The sequence below is a fragment of the Ralstonia soli genome, assembly GCF_023955655.1.
GTDB lineage: Bacteria > Pseudomonadota > Gammaproteobacteria > Burkholderiales > Burkholderiaceae > Ralstonia > Ralstonia soli.
The window spans coordinates 268,262-282,436 of sequence record NZ_JAMXHT010000003.1 but is presented as its reverse complement, the minus strand read 5'-3'; the positions used below and the strand labels follow the sequence as shown (position 1 = coordinate 282,436).

16 protein-coding genes are annotated in these 14,175 nt (G+C 64.0%); 11 read left to right on the top strand and 5 right to left on the bottom strand.

Annotated elements, in window-relative coordinates; genetic code table 11:
• Nucleotides 1–6 precede the first annotated feature (6 nt).
• Nucleotides 7–966 carry a sugar ABC transporter substrate-binding protein gene (locus tag NG900_RS08335; protein ID WP_252679097.1) on the bottom strand — a complete coding sequence of 320 codons (960 nt, stop codon included), beginning with the start codon at nt 964–966 and terminating at the stop codon, nt 7–9.
• A 426-nt stretch (nt 967–1,392) separates the two neighbouring features.
• Between NG900_RS08335 and iscR the strand changes: the two genes are divergently transcribed.
• From iscR to iscX, 9 genes are all read left to right on the top strand, one after another.
• On the top strand, nt 1,393–1,977 hold the full coding sequence (iscR, locus tag NG900_RS08330) for a Fe-S cluster assembly transcriptional regulator IscR (protein WP_252679088.1): 585 nt from the start codon (nt 1,393–1,395) through the stop codon (nt 1,975–1,977).
• Between the two features lie 79 nt (nt 1,978–2,056).
• A complete protein-coding gene (locus tag NG900_RS08325) occupies nt 2,057–3,274 on the top strand; it encodes an IscS subfamily cysteine desulfurase (RefSeq protein WP_252679077.1) in 1,218 nt (405 codons plus the stop codon).
• Nucleotides 3,275–3,335: 61 nt separating this feature from the next.
• On the top strand, nt 3,336–3,737 hold the full coding sequence (gene iscU / locus NG900_RS08320; protein WP_252679075.1) for a Fe-S cluster assembly scaffold IscU: 402 nt from the start codon (nt 3,336–3,338) through the stop codon (nt 3,735–3,737).
• A gap of 37 nt (nt 3,738–3,774) precedes the next feature.
• Complete coding sequence (gene iscA / locus NG900_RS08315; protein WP_252679068.1) at nt 3,775–4,095, top strand: iron-sulfur cluster assembly protein IscA; 321 nt, start codon at nt 3,775–3,777, stop codon at nt 4,093–4,095.
• Nucleotides 4,096–4,105: 10 nt separating this feature from the next.
• Nucleotides 4,106–4,306, top strand: coding sequence for a DUF3565 domain-containing protein (locus tag NG900_RS08310; protein ID WP_252679065.1), 201 nt, complete (start codon nt 4,106–4,108; stop codon nt 4,304–4,306).
• 47 nt (nt 4,307–4,353) lie between these two features.
• On the top strand, nt 4,354–4,881 hold the full coding sequence (hscB, locus tag NG900_RS08305) for a Fe-S protein assembly co-chaperone HscB (protein WP_252679062.1): 528 nt from the start codon (nt 4,354–4,356) through the stop codon (nt 4,879–4,881).
• Between the two features lie 19 nt (nt 4,882–4,900).
• A complete protein-coding gene (gene hscA, locus NG900_RS08300) occupies nt 4,901–6,766 on the top strand; it encodes a Fe-S protein assembly chaperone HscA (RefSeq protein WP_252679060.1) in 1,866 nt (621 codons plus the stop codon).
• A 43-nt stretch (nt 6,767–6,809) separates the two neighbouring features.
• Nucleotides 6,810–7,148, top strand: a complete 339-nt coding sequence (fdx, locus tag NG900_RS08295) for an ISC system 2Fe-2S type ferredoxin (protein ID WP_252679057.1) — start codon at nt 6,810–6,812, stop codon at nt 7,146–7,148.
• Between the two features lie 3 nt (nt 7,149–7,151).
• Nucleotides 7,152–7,346 carry a Fe-S cluster assembly protein IscX gene (gene iscX / locus NG900_RS08290; RefSeq protein WP_021195398.1) on the top strand — a complete coding sequence of 65 codons (195 nt, stop codon included), beginning with the start codon at nt 7,152–7,154 and terminating at the stop codon, nt 7,344–7,346.
• 79 nt (nt 7,347–7,425) lie between these two features.
• Here the strand turns inward: iscX and NG900_RS08285 are convergent, their stop codons facing one another.
• From NG900_RS08285 to prfB, 4 genes are all read right to left on the bottom strand, one after another.
• Nucleotides 7,426–8,172, bottom strand: a complete 747-nt coding sequence (locus NG900_RS08285) for a glycine zipper 2TM domain-containing protein (RefSeq protein WP_252679054.1) — start codon at nt 8,170–8,172, stop codon at nt 7,426–7,428.
• Between the two features lie 261 nt (nt 8,173–8,433).
• Nucleotides 8,434–9,972, bottom strand: a complete 1,539-nt coding sequence (gene lysS, locus NG900_RS08280) for a lysine--tRNA ligase (protein ID WP_252679051.1) — start codon at nt 9,970–9,972, stop codon at nt 8,434–8,436.
• A 24-nt stretch (nt 9,973–9,996) separates the two neighbouring features.
• Nucleotides 9,997–10,737, bottom strand: coding sequence for an SDR family oxidoreductase (locus NG900_RS08275; RefSeq protein ID WP_252679049.1), 741 nt, complete (start codon nt 10,735–10,737; stop codon nt 9,997–9,999).
• Nucleotides 10,738–10,759: 22 nt separating this feature from the next.
• Nucleotides 10,760–11,864, bottom strand: a protein-coding gene (prfB, locus tag NG900_RS08270; RefSeq protein ID WP_252679046.1) for a peptide chain release factor 2 whose coding sequence is annotated in 2 segments (ribosomal slippage) — nt 10,760–11,782 and nt 11,784–11,864 — 1,104 coding nt in all. Because the reading frame shifts where the segments join, the coding sequence is not laid out codon by codon here.
• Between the two features lie 171 nt (nt 11,865–12,035).
• Here prfB and pncB point away from each other — a divergent pair.
• Entirely contained in the window at nt 12,036–13,205 is a 1,170-nt protein-coding gene (pncB, locus tag NG900_RS08265; RefSeq protein WP_252679034.1) for a nicotinate phosphoribosyltransferase, read from the top strand.
• 101 nt (nt 13,206–13,306) lie between these two features.
• A complete protein-coding gene (locus NG900_RS08260; protein ID WP_252679032.1) occupies nt 13,307–14,026 on the top strand; it encodes a LutC/YkgG family protein in 720 nt (239 codons plus the stop codon).
• Nucleotides 14,027–14,175 lie beyond the last annotated feature (149 nt).

Sequence of the window (14,175 nt, the reverse complement as noted above, 5' to 3'; positions counted from 1 at the left end):
GTTGCGTTATGTGCGCGTGACGAGGTTGACCGGCGTCTCGACGACACCCGACAACTTCGCCTGCGGCGTTTTGGCGGCCAGGGCCTTCAGCGCGGTCTCAATGCCATAGACGGCTTGGCTGTCGGCATGCTGATCCGCCGTGGCAACCACGCGCCCGTCGGCCAGCATCGCCTTGATGGCCGCGATGTTGTCGTAGCCGCCGATGCGCACCTTGCCCAGCTTGCCCGCCGCGCGCACCGCCGACACGGCGCCGATCGCCATGTTGTCGTTGCCGCACAGCAGCGCCTTCAAATCGGGCTGCGAACGCAGCATGGCGGCGGCCACGCGGTTGGCCTTGTCGATTTCCCACTCGCCGGACTGCACGCCGACGATCTTCAGCTTGGCCGCTTCGGCGGCGTCCTTGAAGCCGGCGGTGCGCTGCTGGGCGTTGGTCGTGGTCGGGATGCCCTCGATGATGGCCACCGCATCGCCCGGCTTGAGCGACTTGGCGACAAAGTCGCCCACCAGCCGCGCGCCCTTGCGGTTGTCCGGCCCCACGAAGGGCACGTTCAGGCCCTTTTCCTTGAGCGCTTCCGGGTCGAGCCGGTTGTCGATGTTGATGACGAGGATGCCCGCGTCCACCGCTTTCTTGACCACCGGCACCAGCGCCTTGGAATCGGCCGGCGCCAGCACCAGCGCATCCACGCGCGAGACGATCATCTGCTCGACCAGGCGGATCTGGCCGCCGGTGTCGGTTTCGTCGCGGATGCCGTTTGCCAGCAGGGTGTATTCCGATGCGTGTTCTTTCTGATGCTTGCGGGCGCCGGTCTCCATGGTCAGGAAGAACTCATTGGCCAGCGATTTCATCACCAGTGCCACCTTGGGCGGCTGGTTGGCGGCGTGCGCCAGGGAAAACGGGAACGGCAGCGCTACAGCTACAGCAGAGCCCGCGCCAAGTTGCAGGGCGCGGCGACGGCGGATATCCATGGTGTCTCCTCCAGGAAGAGGCGTGTCGGGGGCGGTTTGGGGGAGGGCGTCGTCGCCCGGTCGCGCCATAAGGCCTTCCTAAGGGCAATCGCGCCTCGCTCTTCGCAAACGTTTGCGTATCTGACAGTCTCGGCTACCGCGTAACAGAAGTCAACAGATTTGTGATTTGCATCGCATAAGGAGAAACCCGCGGTGTGGCGTCCTCGCGCATGGCGCTCGCAAGGTGCACTGCGGGAGTGGCCCGATAGCCCTATCCGATGTAGTTGATTGTTTTAGTCCACAATACGGCCTGCCGCGCGGCTGCTCAGTCCGCTGGGTCCGGCAAATCCCCTTGCTGCGGCGCGGAATCCCCCGACACCTTAGTTGACCGATTTTGTCGGGTTCCTTTATACTTGAGAAAAACGATCAGGTATTTCCCCGACGCCCATGAGATTGACCACCAAAGGCCGCTTCGCGGTCACCGCCATGATTGACTTGGCGCTGCGCCAAGAGCAGGGTCCGGTCACGCTGGCCGGCATCAGCCAGCGCCAGAAGATTTCGCTGTCGTACCTTGAGCAGCTGTTCGGCAAATTGCGCCGCCACGAAATCGTGGAAAGCGTGCGCGGTCCGGGCGGCGGCTACAGCCTCGCGCGCCGCGCCGACGACGTCACCGTTGCCGACATCATCATCGCCGTGGACGAGCCGCTGGACGCCACCCAGTGTGGCGGCAAGGGCAATTGTGGCGAAGAGCATGGCGGGCACGCCGGCCGCTGCATGACGCACGACCTGTGGGCCACGCTCAACCAGAAGATGGTCGAGTATCTCGATTCGGTGTCGCTGCAGAACCTGGTCGACCAGCAGCGCGAACGCCAGCCCGAAGTGCTGCAGGACATGCGCGAAGCGCGTCCGGCGCGCCGCGAGCGTACGCCGGCCCGTGCCCGTACGGTCGATACGCCCGCCGCTTCGGTGGCTGCCGAGCCGGTCAAGCGTGCACCGCTGGTCAACTCCGTTTTCAGCCTCGCGCAATCGTGATTGCGACGGCTTGAGGCCCGGCCAAGAAGCCGGTCCCGATTAGAGAGAACATCGCCCCCCACAAAAGGCAGACAAGACAATGAGTACCCTGCAACTTCCCATCTACATGGACTATTCCGCGACGACGCCGGTGGATCCGCGCGTGGTCGACAAGATGATCCCGTACCTGCGCGAGAGCTTCGGCAATCCGGCATCGCGCAGCCACCCGTTTGGCTGGGAAGCCGAGAAGGCTGTCGAGACCGCGCGCGAGCAAGTCGCTGCGCTGGTGAACGCCGACCCGCGCGAGATCGTGTGGACCTCGGGCGCCACCGAGTCTGACAACCTGGCGATCAAGGGTGCAGCCAACTTCTACAGCAGCAAGGGCAAGCACATCATCACCGTCAAGACCGAGCACAAGGCCGTGCTGGATACGACGCGTGAGCTGGAGCGTCAGGGCTTTGAAGTGACGTATCTGGACGTGAAGGACAACGGCCTGATCGACATCGAAGTCTTCAAGCAAGCGATCCGCCCCGACACCATCCTCGCCTCGGTGATGATGGTGAACAACGAGATCGGCGTGATCCAGGACATTGAAACGCTGGGCGAGATCTGCCGCGAGAAGGGCGTGATCTTCCACGTGGATGCTGCGCAGGCGACGGGCAAGGTTGAGATCGATCTGCAGAAGCTGAAGGTCGATCTGATGTCGTTCTCGGCACACAAGACGTATGGCCCGAAGGGCATCGGCGCGCTGTACGTGCGCCGCAAGCCGCGTATCCGAATCGAAGCGCAGATGCACGGCGGTGGCCACGAGCGCGGTATGCGTTCGGGCACGCTGGCGACGCACCAGATCGTCGGCATGGGCGAGGCCTTCCGCATCGCCAAGGAAGAAATGGCGACCGAGAACGAGCGCGTCCGCATGCTGCGCGACCGCCTGTATCGTGGCCTGAACACGATGGAAGAGGTGTACGTGAACGGCGACATGGAGCACCGTGTGCCGCACAACCTCAACATCAGCTTCAACTTTGTGGAAGGCGAGTCGCTGATCATGGCGGTCAAGGACGTCGCCGTGTCGTCGGGTTCGGCTTGCACGTCGGCTTCGCTGGAGCCCTCGTACGTGCTGCGTGCCCTCGGCCGCAACGACGAACTGGCGCATAGCTCGATCCGCTTCACGGTGGGGCGCTTCACTACGGAAGAAGAAGTCGACTACGTGGTCGAACTGCTCAAGAGCAAGATCGGCAAGCTGCGCGACCTGTCCCCGCTGTGGGAGATGTACAAGGACGGCGTGGACTTGAACAGCATTCAATGGGCGGCGCACTAAGCGCGGCGTTTGACCAATAAAAGGCGCCCCCGCGCCAGCCAACGATTGAAAGAGGTGTGAAATGTCTTACAGCAACCAAGTTCTGGATCACTACGAAAACCCGCGCAACGTCGGTTCGTTCGAGAAGGGCGACGACACGGTCGGCACCGGCATGGTCGGCGCACCGGCTTGCGGCGACGTGATGAAGCTGCAGATCAAGGTGAACGAGCAGGGCGTGATCGAAGACGCCAAGTTTAAGACCTACGGCTGCGGCTCGGCCATCGCTTCGTCGTCGCTGGTGACGGAGTGGGTGAAGGGCAAGACGCTGGACCAGGCGCTGGAGATCCGCAACACGGCCATCGCCGAAGAACTGGCCCTGCCGCCGGTGAAGATCCACTGCTCGATCCTGGCTGAAGACGCCATCAAGGCGGCCGTGGCCGACTACAAGGAAAAGCACGGCACGGCCGAGCAGAAAGTCGCTTAAGCCGGATCGTTAGAAGGTTAGAAGAAGAGGAAGTCGCATGATCACCCTGACCGACAAGGCCGCGCAGCACGTTTCCCGCTACCTGACCCGCCGTGGCAAGGGCGTGGGCCTGCGCGTGGGCGTGAAGACCACCGGTTGCTCGGGCCTGGCGTACAAGCTCGAGTACGCGGACGAGATTGCCCCCGAAGATCAGGTGTTCGAATCCAATGGCGTCAAGGTGATCGTCGATCCGAAGAGCCTGCCGTACATCGATGGCACCGAGTTGGACTTCGCACGCGAAGGATTGAACGAAGGCTTCAAGTTCAACAATCCGAACGTGAAGGACGAGTGCGGCTGCGGTGAATCGTTCCGCGTGTGAGCGGGGCCATTTGAAGCAGTCGATTGTCGGTTTCGAGCGGGACGAGGAGGGCCACTGGGTCGCCCGTCTCGCTTGCGGACACGGGCAGCACATGCGCCACGATCCGCCCTGGCAGCAGCGGCCCTGGACTGAAACCGAAGCCGGGCGTGCCAGCAAGATCGGCGTGGTGGTGGAATGCCTGAAGTGCGATCGGGGTGAGCCGCGAGGGTGAGCCGATCAGGTAAGGAACACGAGGCGGCACGGCCGCTTTTTTTATTCATGAATTCAGGCGATACGCATTTCTCCCTCTTCGGCCTGCCCGAGCACTTCGAGGTCGACGACGACGCGTTGAACGCTGCGTACCGCACGGTGCAGTCGCAGGCGCATCCGGATCGCTACGCACACGCGGGCGACGCCGAGCGCCGTGTCGCCATGCAATGGGCCACGCGTGCCAACGAGGCGTATCAGATGCTGCGCGACCCGCTCAAGCGCGCCACGTATCTGCTGCATCTGCGCGGTATCGATGTGCAGGCCGAGAACAACACGGCCATGCCGCCTGCGTTCCTGATGCAGCAGATGGAGTGGCGCGAAGCACTGGGGGACGCCAAGTCCGAGCGCAACGTGGATGCGCTGGATGACCTGCTCGGCATGCTGCGCAAAGAAAAGCGCGCGCGTTACGCCGCACTGGCTGGCTTGCTCAATGGCGACGGCAATCAGGCTGCAGCCGCCGACGCCGTACGCCAGTTGATGTTCATCGAGAAGATCGAGCGCGACACCGCCGAGGCCATCGACCGTCTGGAAGACTAGAACCAACACGAGAGACCCCATGGCTTTACTGCAGATTTCTGAACCGGGCGAATCGCCTGCACCGCACCAGCGCCGCCTGGCGGTGGGCATCGACCTGGGTACAACCAACTCGCTGGTGGCGTCGGTACGCAGCAGCGTGCCGGAAGTGCTGCCCGACGACCAGGGCCGTCCGCTGCTGCCCTCGGTGGTGCGCTACCTGGCCGCCGGCGGTGCGCATATCGGCTACAAGGCCCAGGCCGAGGCCGTGCGTGATCCGAAAAACACCATCATCTCGGTCAAGCGCTTCATGGGCCGTGGCCTGAAGGACGTTGCCCACATCGAGAACACGCCGTACGACTTTGTCGATGCGCCCGGCATGGTGCAACTGAAGACCGTGGCCGGCGTGAAGAGCCCGGTGGAGGTGTCGGCGGAGATCCTGGCCACGTTGCGCCAGCGCGCCGAAGACACGCTCGGCGATGAGCTCGTCGGCGCCGTGATTACCGTGCCGGCGTACTTTGACGATGCGCAGCGCCAGGCCACGAAGGACGCCGCCAAGCTGGCCGGCCTGAACGTGCTGCGCCTGCTGAACGAACCGACCGCCGCGGCCATCGCGTATGGCCTGGACAACGCGGCCGAGGGCGTCTACGCCGTGTATGACCTCGGTGGCGGCACGTTCGATATCTCCGTGCTCAAGCTCACCAAGGGCGTATTCGAGGTGATGTCGACGGGTGGCGATTCCGCGCTAGGCGGTGATGACTTCGACCAGCGGATCGTGTGCTGGATCGTCGAGCAGGCCGGCCTGCAGCCGCTGTCTGCCGAAGACACCCGCCTGCTGCTGAACAAGGCGCGCGCGGCCAAGGAGTGGCTCTCCAGCGCCGACAGCACCGAGATCGACGCGATGCTCTCCACCGGCGAGACTGTGCATCTTGAGCTGAGCGCCGAGACGTTTGCTGAGCTGACGGCCACTCTCGTGCAGAAGACGCTGTCGCCGGTACGCCGCGCGCTGCGCGATGCGGGGGTCACCGTAGAAGAGGTCAAGGGTGTGGTGTTGGTGGGTGGCGCGACGCGCATGCCGATCATCCGCCGCGCGGTCGGTCAACTGTTCGGCCGTACACCGTTGACAAACCTCGACCCCGATCAGGTGGTCGCCATCGGCGCGGCCATGCAGGCGAATCTGCTGGCCGGTAATCGTGCGCCGGGCGAAGACTGGCTGCTGCTCGACGTGATCCCGCTGTCGCTGGGCGTGGAGACGATGGGCGGCCTGGTCGAGAAGATCATCCCGCGCAACAGCACGATCCCCGTGGCGCGCGCGCAGGAGTTCACCACCTTCAAGGATGGCCAGACCGCCATGGCGATCCACGTGCTGCAGGGCGAGCGCGAGCTGGCGAGCGACTGCCGCTCGCTGGCGCGTTTCGAGCTGCGCGGCATTCCGCCGATGGTGGCCGGCGCTGCCCGCATCCGCGTGACGTATCAGGTGGACGCCGATGGCCTGCTGTCGGTGGCTGCACGTGAAACGGTGTCGGGCGTGGAAGCGTCGATCACCGTGAAGCCGTCGTACGGGCTCGCTGATGACGACATCGCGCGCATGCTGCAGGAAGGCTTCCAATCGGCTGAAGACGACATGCGCCGCCGCGCGCTGGCCGAGGAGCGCGTCGAGGGCGAACGCCTGCTCGAAGCGCTGTCGCAGGCGCTGGCGGCCGATGGCGATCTGCTTTCGGCGGAAGAGCGCGCCGCCATCGACACCGAGATCGCCGCACTGCGTGCCACCATGCAGGGCGAAGACCACCGCGCCATCAAGGATGCCGTCGATGCGCTGTCGCACGGCACCGACGAATTCGCCGCGCGCCGCATGGACCGCGGCATCCGCAAGGCGCTCGCCGGCAAACGAATCGAGGAGCTCGGCTGATCGCCGATCGCGCCCCCAACACACTTATCGAACGAGTTTCTGCATGCCACAAATCGTTGTCCTTCCTCATGTCGAATACTGCCCGGAAGGGGCCGTGATCGAAGCCAAGACCGGCACGACCATCTGCGACGCGCTGCTGGGCGCCGACATCGAGATCGAACACGCGTGCGAAAAGTCGTGCGCCTGCACCACCTGCCACGTGATCGTGCGCGAAGGCTTTGATTCGCTGGATGAGGCCTCCGAGAAGGAAGAGGATCTGCTCGACAAGGCGTGGGGCCTGGAGCCGAACTCGCGCCTGTCGTGCCAGGCCAAGGTGACGGACGAAGACCTGACCATCGAGATCCCGAAGTACACGATCAACCACGCCAAGGAAGGTCATTGAGCCATGAAATGGAACGACATCCAGCAGATCGCGGAAGCGCTGTACGACAAGTACCCCGACGTCGACCCGACGCGCCTGAACTTCGTCGATCTGCACAACAAGGTCGTCAGCCTCGACGGTTTTGACGACGACCACAAGCGCGGTGGCGAGAAGTTTCTCGAAGCGATCCAGCAAGCGTGGATCGATGAAGCGGAATAAGCGCGCCTGCTGCATTGCGCACGCATGAAAAAACCGGCCCGAAGGCCGGTTTTTCTTTTGGGGCGAAGCCGATGCTGGATCAGCCGGCTACCAGCGTGCCGTTCTCGATATGCACGCGCTCGCCCGGTTGGAAGCCCGGTGCCGCCTTGTACGTGAAGCTGCGGTTCGTGCCGTTGTCCATGCGCACGTTTACGCGGTACTGGGTGTCACGGCTGTAGTAGTTTTCCGCCACATGGCCGCCGTAGCCACCTGCCACCGCGCCACCAACCGTGGCCAGCGTGCGGCCATTGCCGCGGCCGATCTGGTTACCCAGCAAGCCACCCACCACCGCACCGCCGATCATGCCCAGGCCAGTTTCCTTGCCTTGCGTCGTGATCGGGGTGATCGATGTGACATGGCCGGCATACGGACTGGCCGATTGGCGCGGCTGCGTTTGTGCGTAATGCGGGCTGGTCGACGGAGCGCGTTCTGCATAAGCCGGCTGGCGCGCAGGCGAGGGCGGCGGTGCCACGTTCTGTGCCGGATACGGTGCGGCTTGATTTGGCTGCGTCGTCTGGCCTGGCGCGGCCAAGGCCATCGGCGCCGTGGAAGGGCCGGGCGCCGCCGTTGCCGATTGCGCGGCGACATTCGGATCGGTGCTACCCTGCGTCGCCTTCGATGTCGGCAACACGCCCGTGATGGCGGCCACCGCCGTGAGGCTGGCGATGATCACGGCGACGGCTGCCGCGGTCATCAGCGGATGCATGCGTCGCGACGACGGAGGCACCTGCCCCGGCGACGTGCCGCCATATTGCTGACCTTGATTCGATTGGATGTTGTTGTTCATCGTCGCTCTCCTGCGGCCGTGATTGGCTCGGCCCTTTGATGATCACAGTGTGGTCCATCACCCAGACGGATGCCGTTTTAATTTGTAAGCATCTGTAGTCCGGTTTTTCTATTAAAAATCAGTCGGTTAGGGCGTTTCAATACGCATTGTGAAACCGGGGGGATGTTACAAATCGCGGGGGTAGGCGCGTGAATTGCGCCCGTACGCCCAATAAAAAAACGCCCCCGAAGGGGCGTTTTTGCTGTCCGGATTTCCCGACGATCAGTCTTCGCGGCGCAGGTGCGGGAAGAGGATCACGTCCCGGATGTTCGGGCTGTCGGTCAGCAGCATGACCAGGCGGTCGATGCCGATGCCGCAGCCCCCCGTCGGGGGCATGCCGTATTCCAGCGCGCGGATGTAGTCGGCGTCGTAGAACATGGCTTCTTCGTCACCCGCATCCTTCTGCTCGACCTGCTTGCGGAAGCGCTCGGCCTGGTCTTCAGCGTCATTCAGTTCCGAGAAGCCGTTGGCGATTTCGCGGCCGGTGATGAACAACTCGAAGCGCTCGGTGATGCCCGGCTGCGTGTCCGATGCGCGCGCCAGCGGCGAGACCTCGACCGGGTAGTCGATGATGAAGGTCGGCTCCCACAGTTGCGACTCGGCCGTCTCTTCAAACAGCACCAATTGCAGCGTGCCCACGCCGGCGTTCAGGAACTGCGGCGCATTGGTGTCGATCTTGAACTTCTTCAACTCGGCGCGGAGGAAGTCGACGTCGGCCAGTTGCGCGTCGGTGTAGTGCGGCGCGTACTTCTGGATCGCTTGGCAGATCGTCAGGCGGTGGAACGGCTTGGACAGATCCAGTTCGCGGCCTTGATACGTCAGCGTGGCAGTGCCCGAGGCGTCGATGGCGGCCTGGCGGATCAGCTGTTCGGTGAAGTCCATCAGCCAGCGGTAGTCCGTGTAGGCCGCGTAGAACTCCATCATCGTGAACTCGGGGTTGTGGCGCGGGCTCACCCCTTCGTTACGGAAGTTGCGGTTGATTTCGAACACGCGATCAAAGCCGCCGACGATCAGGCGCTTGAGGTACAGCTCCGGCGCGATGCGCAGGAACATCTGCATGTCCAGCGCGTTGTGGTGCGTGATGAACGGCTTGGCCGCGGCGCCGCCCGGAATCGGGTGCAGCATCGGCGTTTCAACTTCCATGAAGCCATTGCCGGCCATGAAGTTGCGCAGCGAGGCCATGGCCTTGGTGCGGGCGCGGAAGGTGTCGCGCGTTTCCTTCGAGACGATCAGGTCGACATAGCGCTGGCGATACTTCACTTCCTGATCGGCCAAACCATAGAAGTCGCCCGGAAGCGGGCGCAGGCTCTTCGATAGCAAACGCAGTTCCGTCACGGCCACCGACAGTTCGCCCGTCTTGGTCTTCATCAGCGTGCCGCGCGCGGCCACGATGTCGCCAAGGTCCCACTTCTTGAAGCTGGCGTAGACGTCTTCGCCCACCGCGTCGCGGCTGATGTAGAACTGGATGCGGTCGGTGCTGTCCTGCACGGTGGCAAAGCTGGCCTTGCCCATCACGCGCTTGAGCATCATGCGGCCGGCCACGGCAACCTGCACCGGTTCGGCTTCCAGTGCAGCCTGTTCGAGCGCGTCGTACCTGGCGTGCAGATCGCCAGCGTGGTGCGTCGGGCGGAAATCATTGGGGAAGGCGACGCCTTGCTGGCGGATCTCGGCCAGCTTCTCGCGGCGCTCGGCGATGATCTTGTTGTCATCTTGCGCGGGGACAGCGGCGTTCGATTCGGCCGGGTTGTTCTGTTCGGTCATGGTGGTGATGAAAGGAATGTCGTATCAGGCGTAGTTGCGCAGGTCGTCGATTTCGGTCGCGCCAAAGTCGGGGCGGACGAGGTAAGCGGCGATGCGCGCGGCGGCGTCTTGCGGCGAGACCAGCTCGCCATGCGCGTGCAGATCGCGGAAGCGCTGCACGCCGGCAAAGTCGGCGCCACGGATGGTGCGTTGCATGTCGGTGTCGATTACGCCCGGGGCCAGCGCCACGGCGCGCACGCTGGCGTCGCCATCCGCGTTGATGGCGCGCACGAACATGTCGAGCCCGGCCTTACCCGTGCAGTACGCAGCCCAACCGGCGATCGGCCGGCGCGCAGCGCCCGACGAGATCGCCAGCACGCGGCGCTGTGCACCCCAGCCGGCGGTGCCGCGCAGCAAGGCAGCGGTCAGCGCCATCGGGCCGGCCAGGTTCAGTTGCAGATGCGGCAGCAGCGCGTCGGCGCGCAGCGTGTCGATGGTGCCGATCGGCTCGACCGCACCGGCGTTGAGCACCAGCGTGACGTTCGCAAAAGCGGGCAGGGCGGCCAGCGTCTTGGTCATCCAGGCCTCGGCGGCGTGCGCGTCGGTCAGGTCGACCTGGTGCCAGTCGAGCGTCACGCCTGCAGCGGCGGCCTGCGCGTGCAACTCGGCGTTGTCGCTGCGTGCCACGCAGATCAGGCGATGGCCGGGGCGCATCAACGCCTGGGCCAGCGCGGCACCCAGGCCGCGCGAGGCACCGGTCAGGATGAACAGGGACGTGTCTGCCATGAGGATCGGCTCCGTCGCGGGGTTAGACGCCTTGCTTCAGGCTGGCCTGGATGAAGGCGTCAAGATCGCCGTCCAGCACCTTCTGCGTGTTGGAAATTTCCACGTTGGTGCGCAGATCCTTGATGCGGCTCTGGTCCAGCACGTACGAGCGGATCTGGTGTCCCCAGCCCACGTCGGTCTTGGCGGCTTCCTGCGCGTCGGCCGCAGCTTGGCGCTTGCGCAGCTCGTGTTCGTACAGGCGCGATTTCAGCATCGTCATCGCCTCGGCACGGTTACGGTGCTGCGAACGGTCGTTCTGGCACTGCACGACGATGCCGGTCGGGATGTGCGTGATCCGCACGGCCGAATCGGTCTTGTTGATGTGCTGACCACCCGCGCCGGACGCGCGGTACGTATCGACGCGCAAGTCCGCCGGGTTGACCTCGATCTCGATCGAGTCATCCACTTCCGGGTACACGAAGATCGACGAGAACGACGTATGGCGGCCACCCGCCGAGTCGAACGGCGACTTGCGCACCAGGCGGTGCACGCCGGTCTCGGTGCGCAGGAAGCCGAATGCATATTCGCCCTCGACCTTGATCGACGCGCTCTTGATGCCTGCGACGTCGCCTTCGGACTCTTCCAGCACTTCGGTCTTGAAGCCCTTGCGCTCGCAGTACTTCAGGTACTGGCGCAGCAGCATCGATGCCCAGTCGCACGCCTCGGTGCCGCCGGCGCCGGCCTGGATGTCGATGAAGCAGTTGGCGGCGTCCATCGGGCCGGAGAACATGCGGCGGAATTCCATGTCTTCGACAATGGCGCGCATGCCGGCGGTGTCGGCTTCGATGGCTTCGATGGTGTCGTCGTCGCCTTCTTCACGGGCCAGCTCGAACAGCTCGGCGCCGCCGGTGAGGTCTGCGTCGAGCTTGGTCAGGGCCAGTACGACGGTTTCCAGCGACTTCTTCTCGCGGCCCAGATCCTGGGCGCGTTTGGGGTCGTTCCAGACCTCGGGGTTTTCGAGTTCTTTATCGACTTCAACTAGACGTTCAGATTTGACGTCGTAGTCAAAGATACCTCCGAAGGTCGTCGGCGCGCGTCTTCAGGTCGGCCAACGTGTTCTGGATGGCATTGAGGCGTTCTGCTTCCATGGTGCAAAAAATCCGGTCGGAAACCGGAAATTATAGCGGAATCAAGGGGTTCCCCGCCTGCGCGGGCCGGTAAAAGCCGCGTTCTGGAAGAGATTTGTGAGCACCATCTGGCGCCCGGCCGGGCTTCGGTTAGCATGACGCCCACTTCCCGTGGTTTTTGGCGTTGCCCAGATGATCATCCGCTCGCTGCTCGATACTGATCTGTACAAATTCACGATGATGCAGGTAGTGCTGCATCACTTTCCCGGCGCGCACGTCGAGTACCGCTTCAAATGCCGCAACACGGGCGTCGACCTGGTGCCGTTCATCGACGAGATCCGCGCGGAAATCCGCCATCTGTGCACATTGCGCTTTACCGAGGCCGAGCTCGACTATCTGCGCGGGCTGCGTTTCATCAAAAGCGATTTCGTCGATTTTCTCGGCTTGTTCCACCTCAACGAGAAATACATCGACGTGCGCGCCGCGCCCAGCAACGATGGGCAGATCGAGATCGTCATCGCGGGGCCTTGGCTGCACACGATCATGTTCGAGGTGCCCGTGCTGGCCATCGTCAACGAGGTCTATTTCAGCCGCACGCAGACGCAGCCCCAATGGGACGAAGGCGAGCGCCGCCTGACGGAGAAGCTGGCCTCACTCAGGCGGCCGGACCTGGAGGCGTGCCGCATCGCCGATTACGGCTCGCGGCGCCGTTTCTCGCATACGTGGCACGAGCATGTTCTGCTGGAGACGCGCGCCCAACTCGGCGCCCAATACGCAGGCACCAGCAACGTCTACTTCGCCATGAAGCACGGCATGACGCCGCTGGGCACCATGGCGCACGAATACCTGCAGGCCTGCCAGGCGCTCGGCCCGCGCCTGCGCGATTCGCAGACCTTTGCGCTCGAAACGTGGGCCAAGGAATATCGCGGCGACCTCGGCATCGCGCTGTCGGACACCTACGGTTTTGACGCCTTCCTGCGCGATTTCGACATGTTCTTCTGCAAGCTCTTCGACGGTGTGCGCCATGACTCCGGCGACCCGTTCGAGTGGGGCGAGCGCATGCTCCAGCACTACGATGACATGCGCGCCGAGCCCAAGTCGAAGGCGCTGATCTTCTCCGACAGCCTCGACATGCCCAAGGTCATCGCCCTGTACGAGCGCTTTCATGGCCGCTGCAAGCTGGCGTTTGGCGTGGGGACCAACCTGACCAACGATCTTGGCTACACGCCGCTGCAGATCGTCATCAAGATGGTTCGCTGCAACGGCCAGCCGGTCGCCAAGCTGTCGGATGCGCCTGAGAAGACCATGTGTGACGACCCGGCCTATCTCACCTATCTCAAGCAGGTTTTTGGGGTGCAATAAGGCTCACGCGGCTGCGCAATAAGTTTCAACTGTATCGGCGGGCGGCGGCGGGGTTGGCAGGTGGGGCGGCTCGTATAATCGACCGATCTTTCGGAGCCGCCATGGATACACGACCGGACACCCCCGCCGACCCGCTCGACACGACCCGCGCACGCGATGCCATCTTCGCGCGCATCCGCAACGCGCAGCATCGTCCCGAGCAGCCGACGCAGGGTGAACGCGACGCCGTCGCCGACTATCTGGCGCGCCATCCGGCCGGTCCGCGCCCGCCGGTGCCGGAAGATCTCGCGGCTCACTTCGCCGAGCAGGCGCTGAAGATGGCGTCCACCCTCGATACGGTCGCCGCGCTGGCCGACGTTCCGGCCGCCGTTGGCCGCTATCTGTCGGGCCTGAGCCTCAAGCCGCAGGCCGTAGCCTGGACCACGCTGCAATCGCTCGACTGGGCGGCTGCCGGCATCAGCGTCGAATTCCGCCCACCGCAGCGCGAACCGCAGGCCGATCGGGAACATGGTGATCTGGTCGGCGTGACGGGTTGCTTTTGCGCGATTGCCGAGACGGGTTCGCTGATGTTGCTGTCGGGGCCAGAGAACGTTGCCTCGACCGCGCTGCTGCCCGAGACGCATATCGCCGTGGTGCCGCAGTCGCGCATCGTCGCCGATCTGGAAGCGGCGTATGCGCTGATGCGCGCGGAGCGGGGCGAACTGCCGCGCGCCACCAACGTCATCAGCGGGCCGTCGCGCACGGGGGATATCGAGCAGACCATCGTCCTGGGCGCGCACGGCCCGTATCGTGTGCACGTGATTGTCGTGACGGGAGCCTGATCGGCTTGTCGAGGCGGCTCGCACGGGGCCGGTTGCCCTGTCAAAGATGTGTGGACGTTTGTGGGGCGACAGGACTCAGGCGTTTACACTGGCGTCTTTGTTTGTGTGGCGCGACTGCGTTTGCGGTGTGCGCCAACGCTTAGGAGAAC

Bases quoted from the DNA above. Each gene is read 5' to 3' on its own strand.
- pncB (WP_252679034.1), top strand. From the start codon at position 12,036: ATGATCATCCGCTCGCTGCTCGATACTGATCTGTACAAATTCACGATG.
- iscU (WP_252679075.1), top strand. From the start codon at position 3,336: ATGTCTTACAGCAACCAAGTTCTGGATCACTACGAAAACCCGCGCAAC.
- iscA (WP_252679068.1), top strand. From the start codon at position 3,775: ATGATCACCCTGACCGACAAGGCCGCGCAGCACGTTTCCCGCTACCTG.
- lysS (WP_252679051.1), bottom strand. From the start codon at position 9,972: ATGACCGAACAGAACAACCCGGCCGAATCGAACGCCGCTGTCCCCGCG.
- hscB (WP_252679062.1), top strand. From the start codon at position 4,354: ATGAATTCAGGCGATACGCATTTCTCCCTCTTCGGCCTGCCCGAGCAC.
- NG900_RS08260 (WP_252679032.1), top strand. From the start codon at position 13,307: ATGGATACACGACCGGACACCCCCGCCGACCCGCTCGACACGACCCGC.
- hscA (WP_252679060.1), top strand. From the start codon at position 4,901: ATGGCTTTACTGCAGATTTCTGAACCGGGCGAATCGCCTGCACCGCAC.
- NG900_RS08275 (WP_252679049.1), bottom strand. From the start codon at position 10,737: ATGGCAGACACGTCCCTGTTCATCCTGACCGGTGCCTCGCGCGGCCTG.
- NG900_RS08285 (WP_252679054.1), bottom strand. From the start codon at position 8,172: ATGAACAACAACATCCAATCGAATCAAGGTCAGCAATATGGCGGCACG.
- NG900_RS08325 (WP_252679077.1), top strand. From the start codon at position 2,057: ATGAGTACCCTGCAACTTCCCATCTACATGGACTATTCCGCGACGACG.
- iscX (WP_021195398.1), top strand. From the start codon at position 7,152: ATGAAATGGAACGACATCCAGCAGATCGCGGAAGCGCTGTACGACAAG.
- NG900_RS08335 (WP_252679097.1), bottom strand. From the start codon at position 966: ATGGATATCCGCCGTCGCCGCGCCCTGCAACTTGGCGCGGGCTCTGCT.
- fdx (WP_252679057.1), top strand. From the start codon at position 6,810: ATGCCACAAATCGTTGTCCTTCCTCATGTCGAATACTGCCCGGAAGGG.
- iscR (WP_252679088.1), top strand. From the start codon at position 1,393: ATGAGATTGACCACCAAAGGCCGCTTCGCGGTCACCGCCATGATTGAC.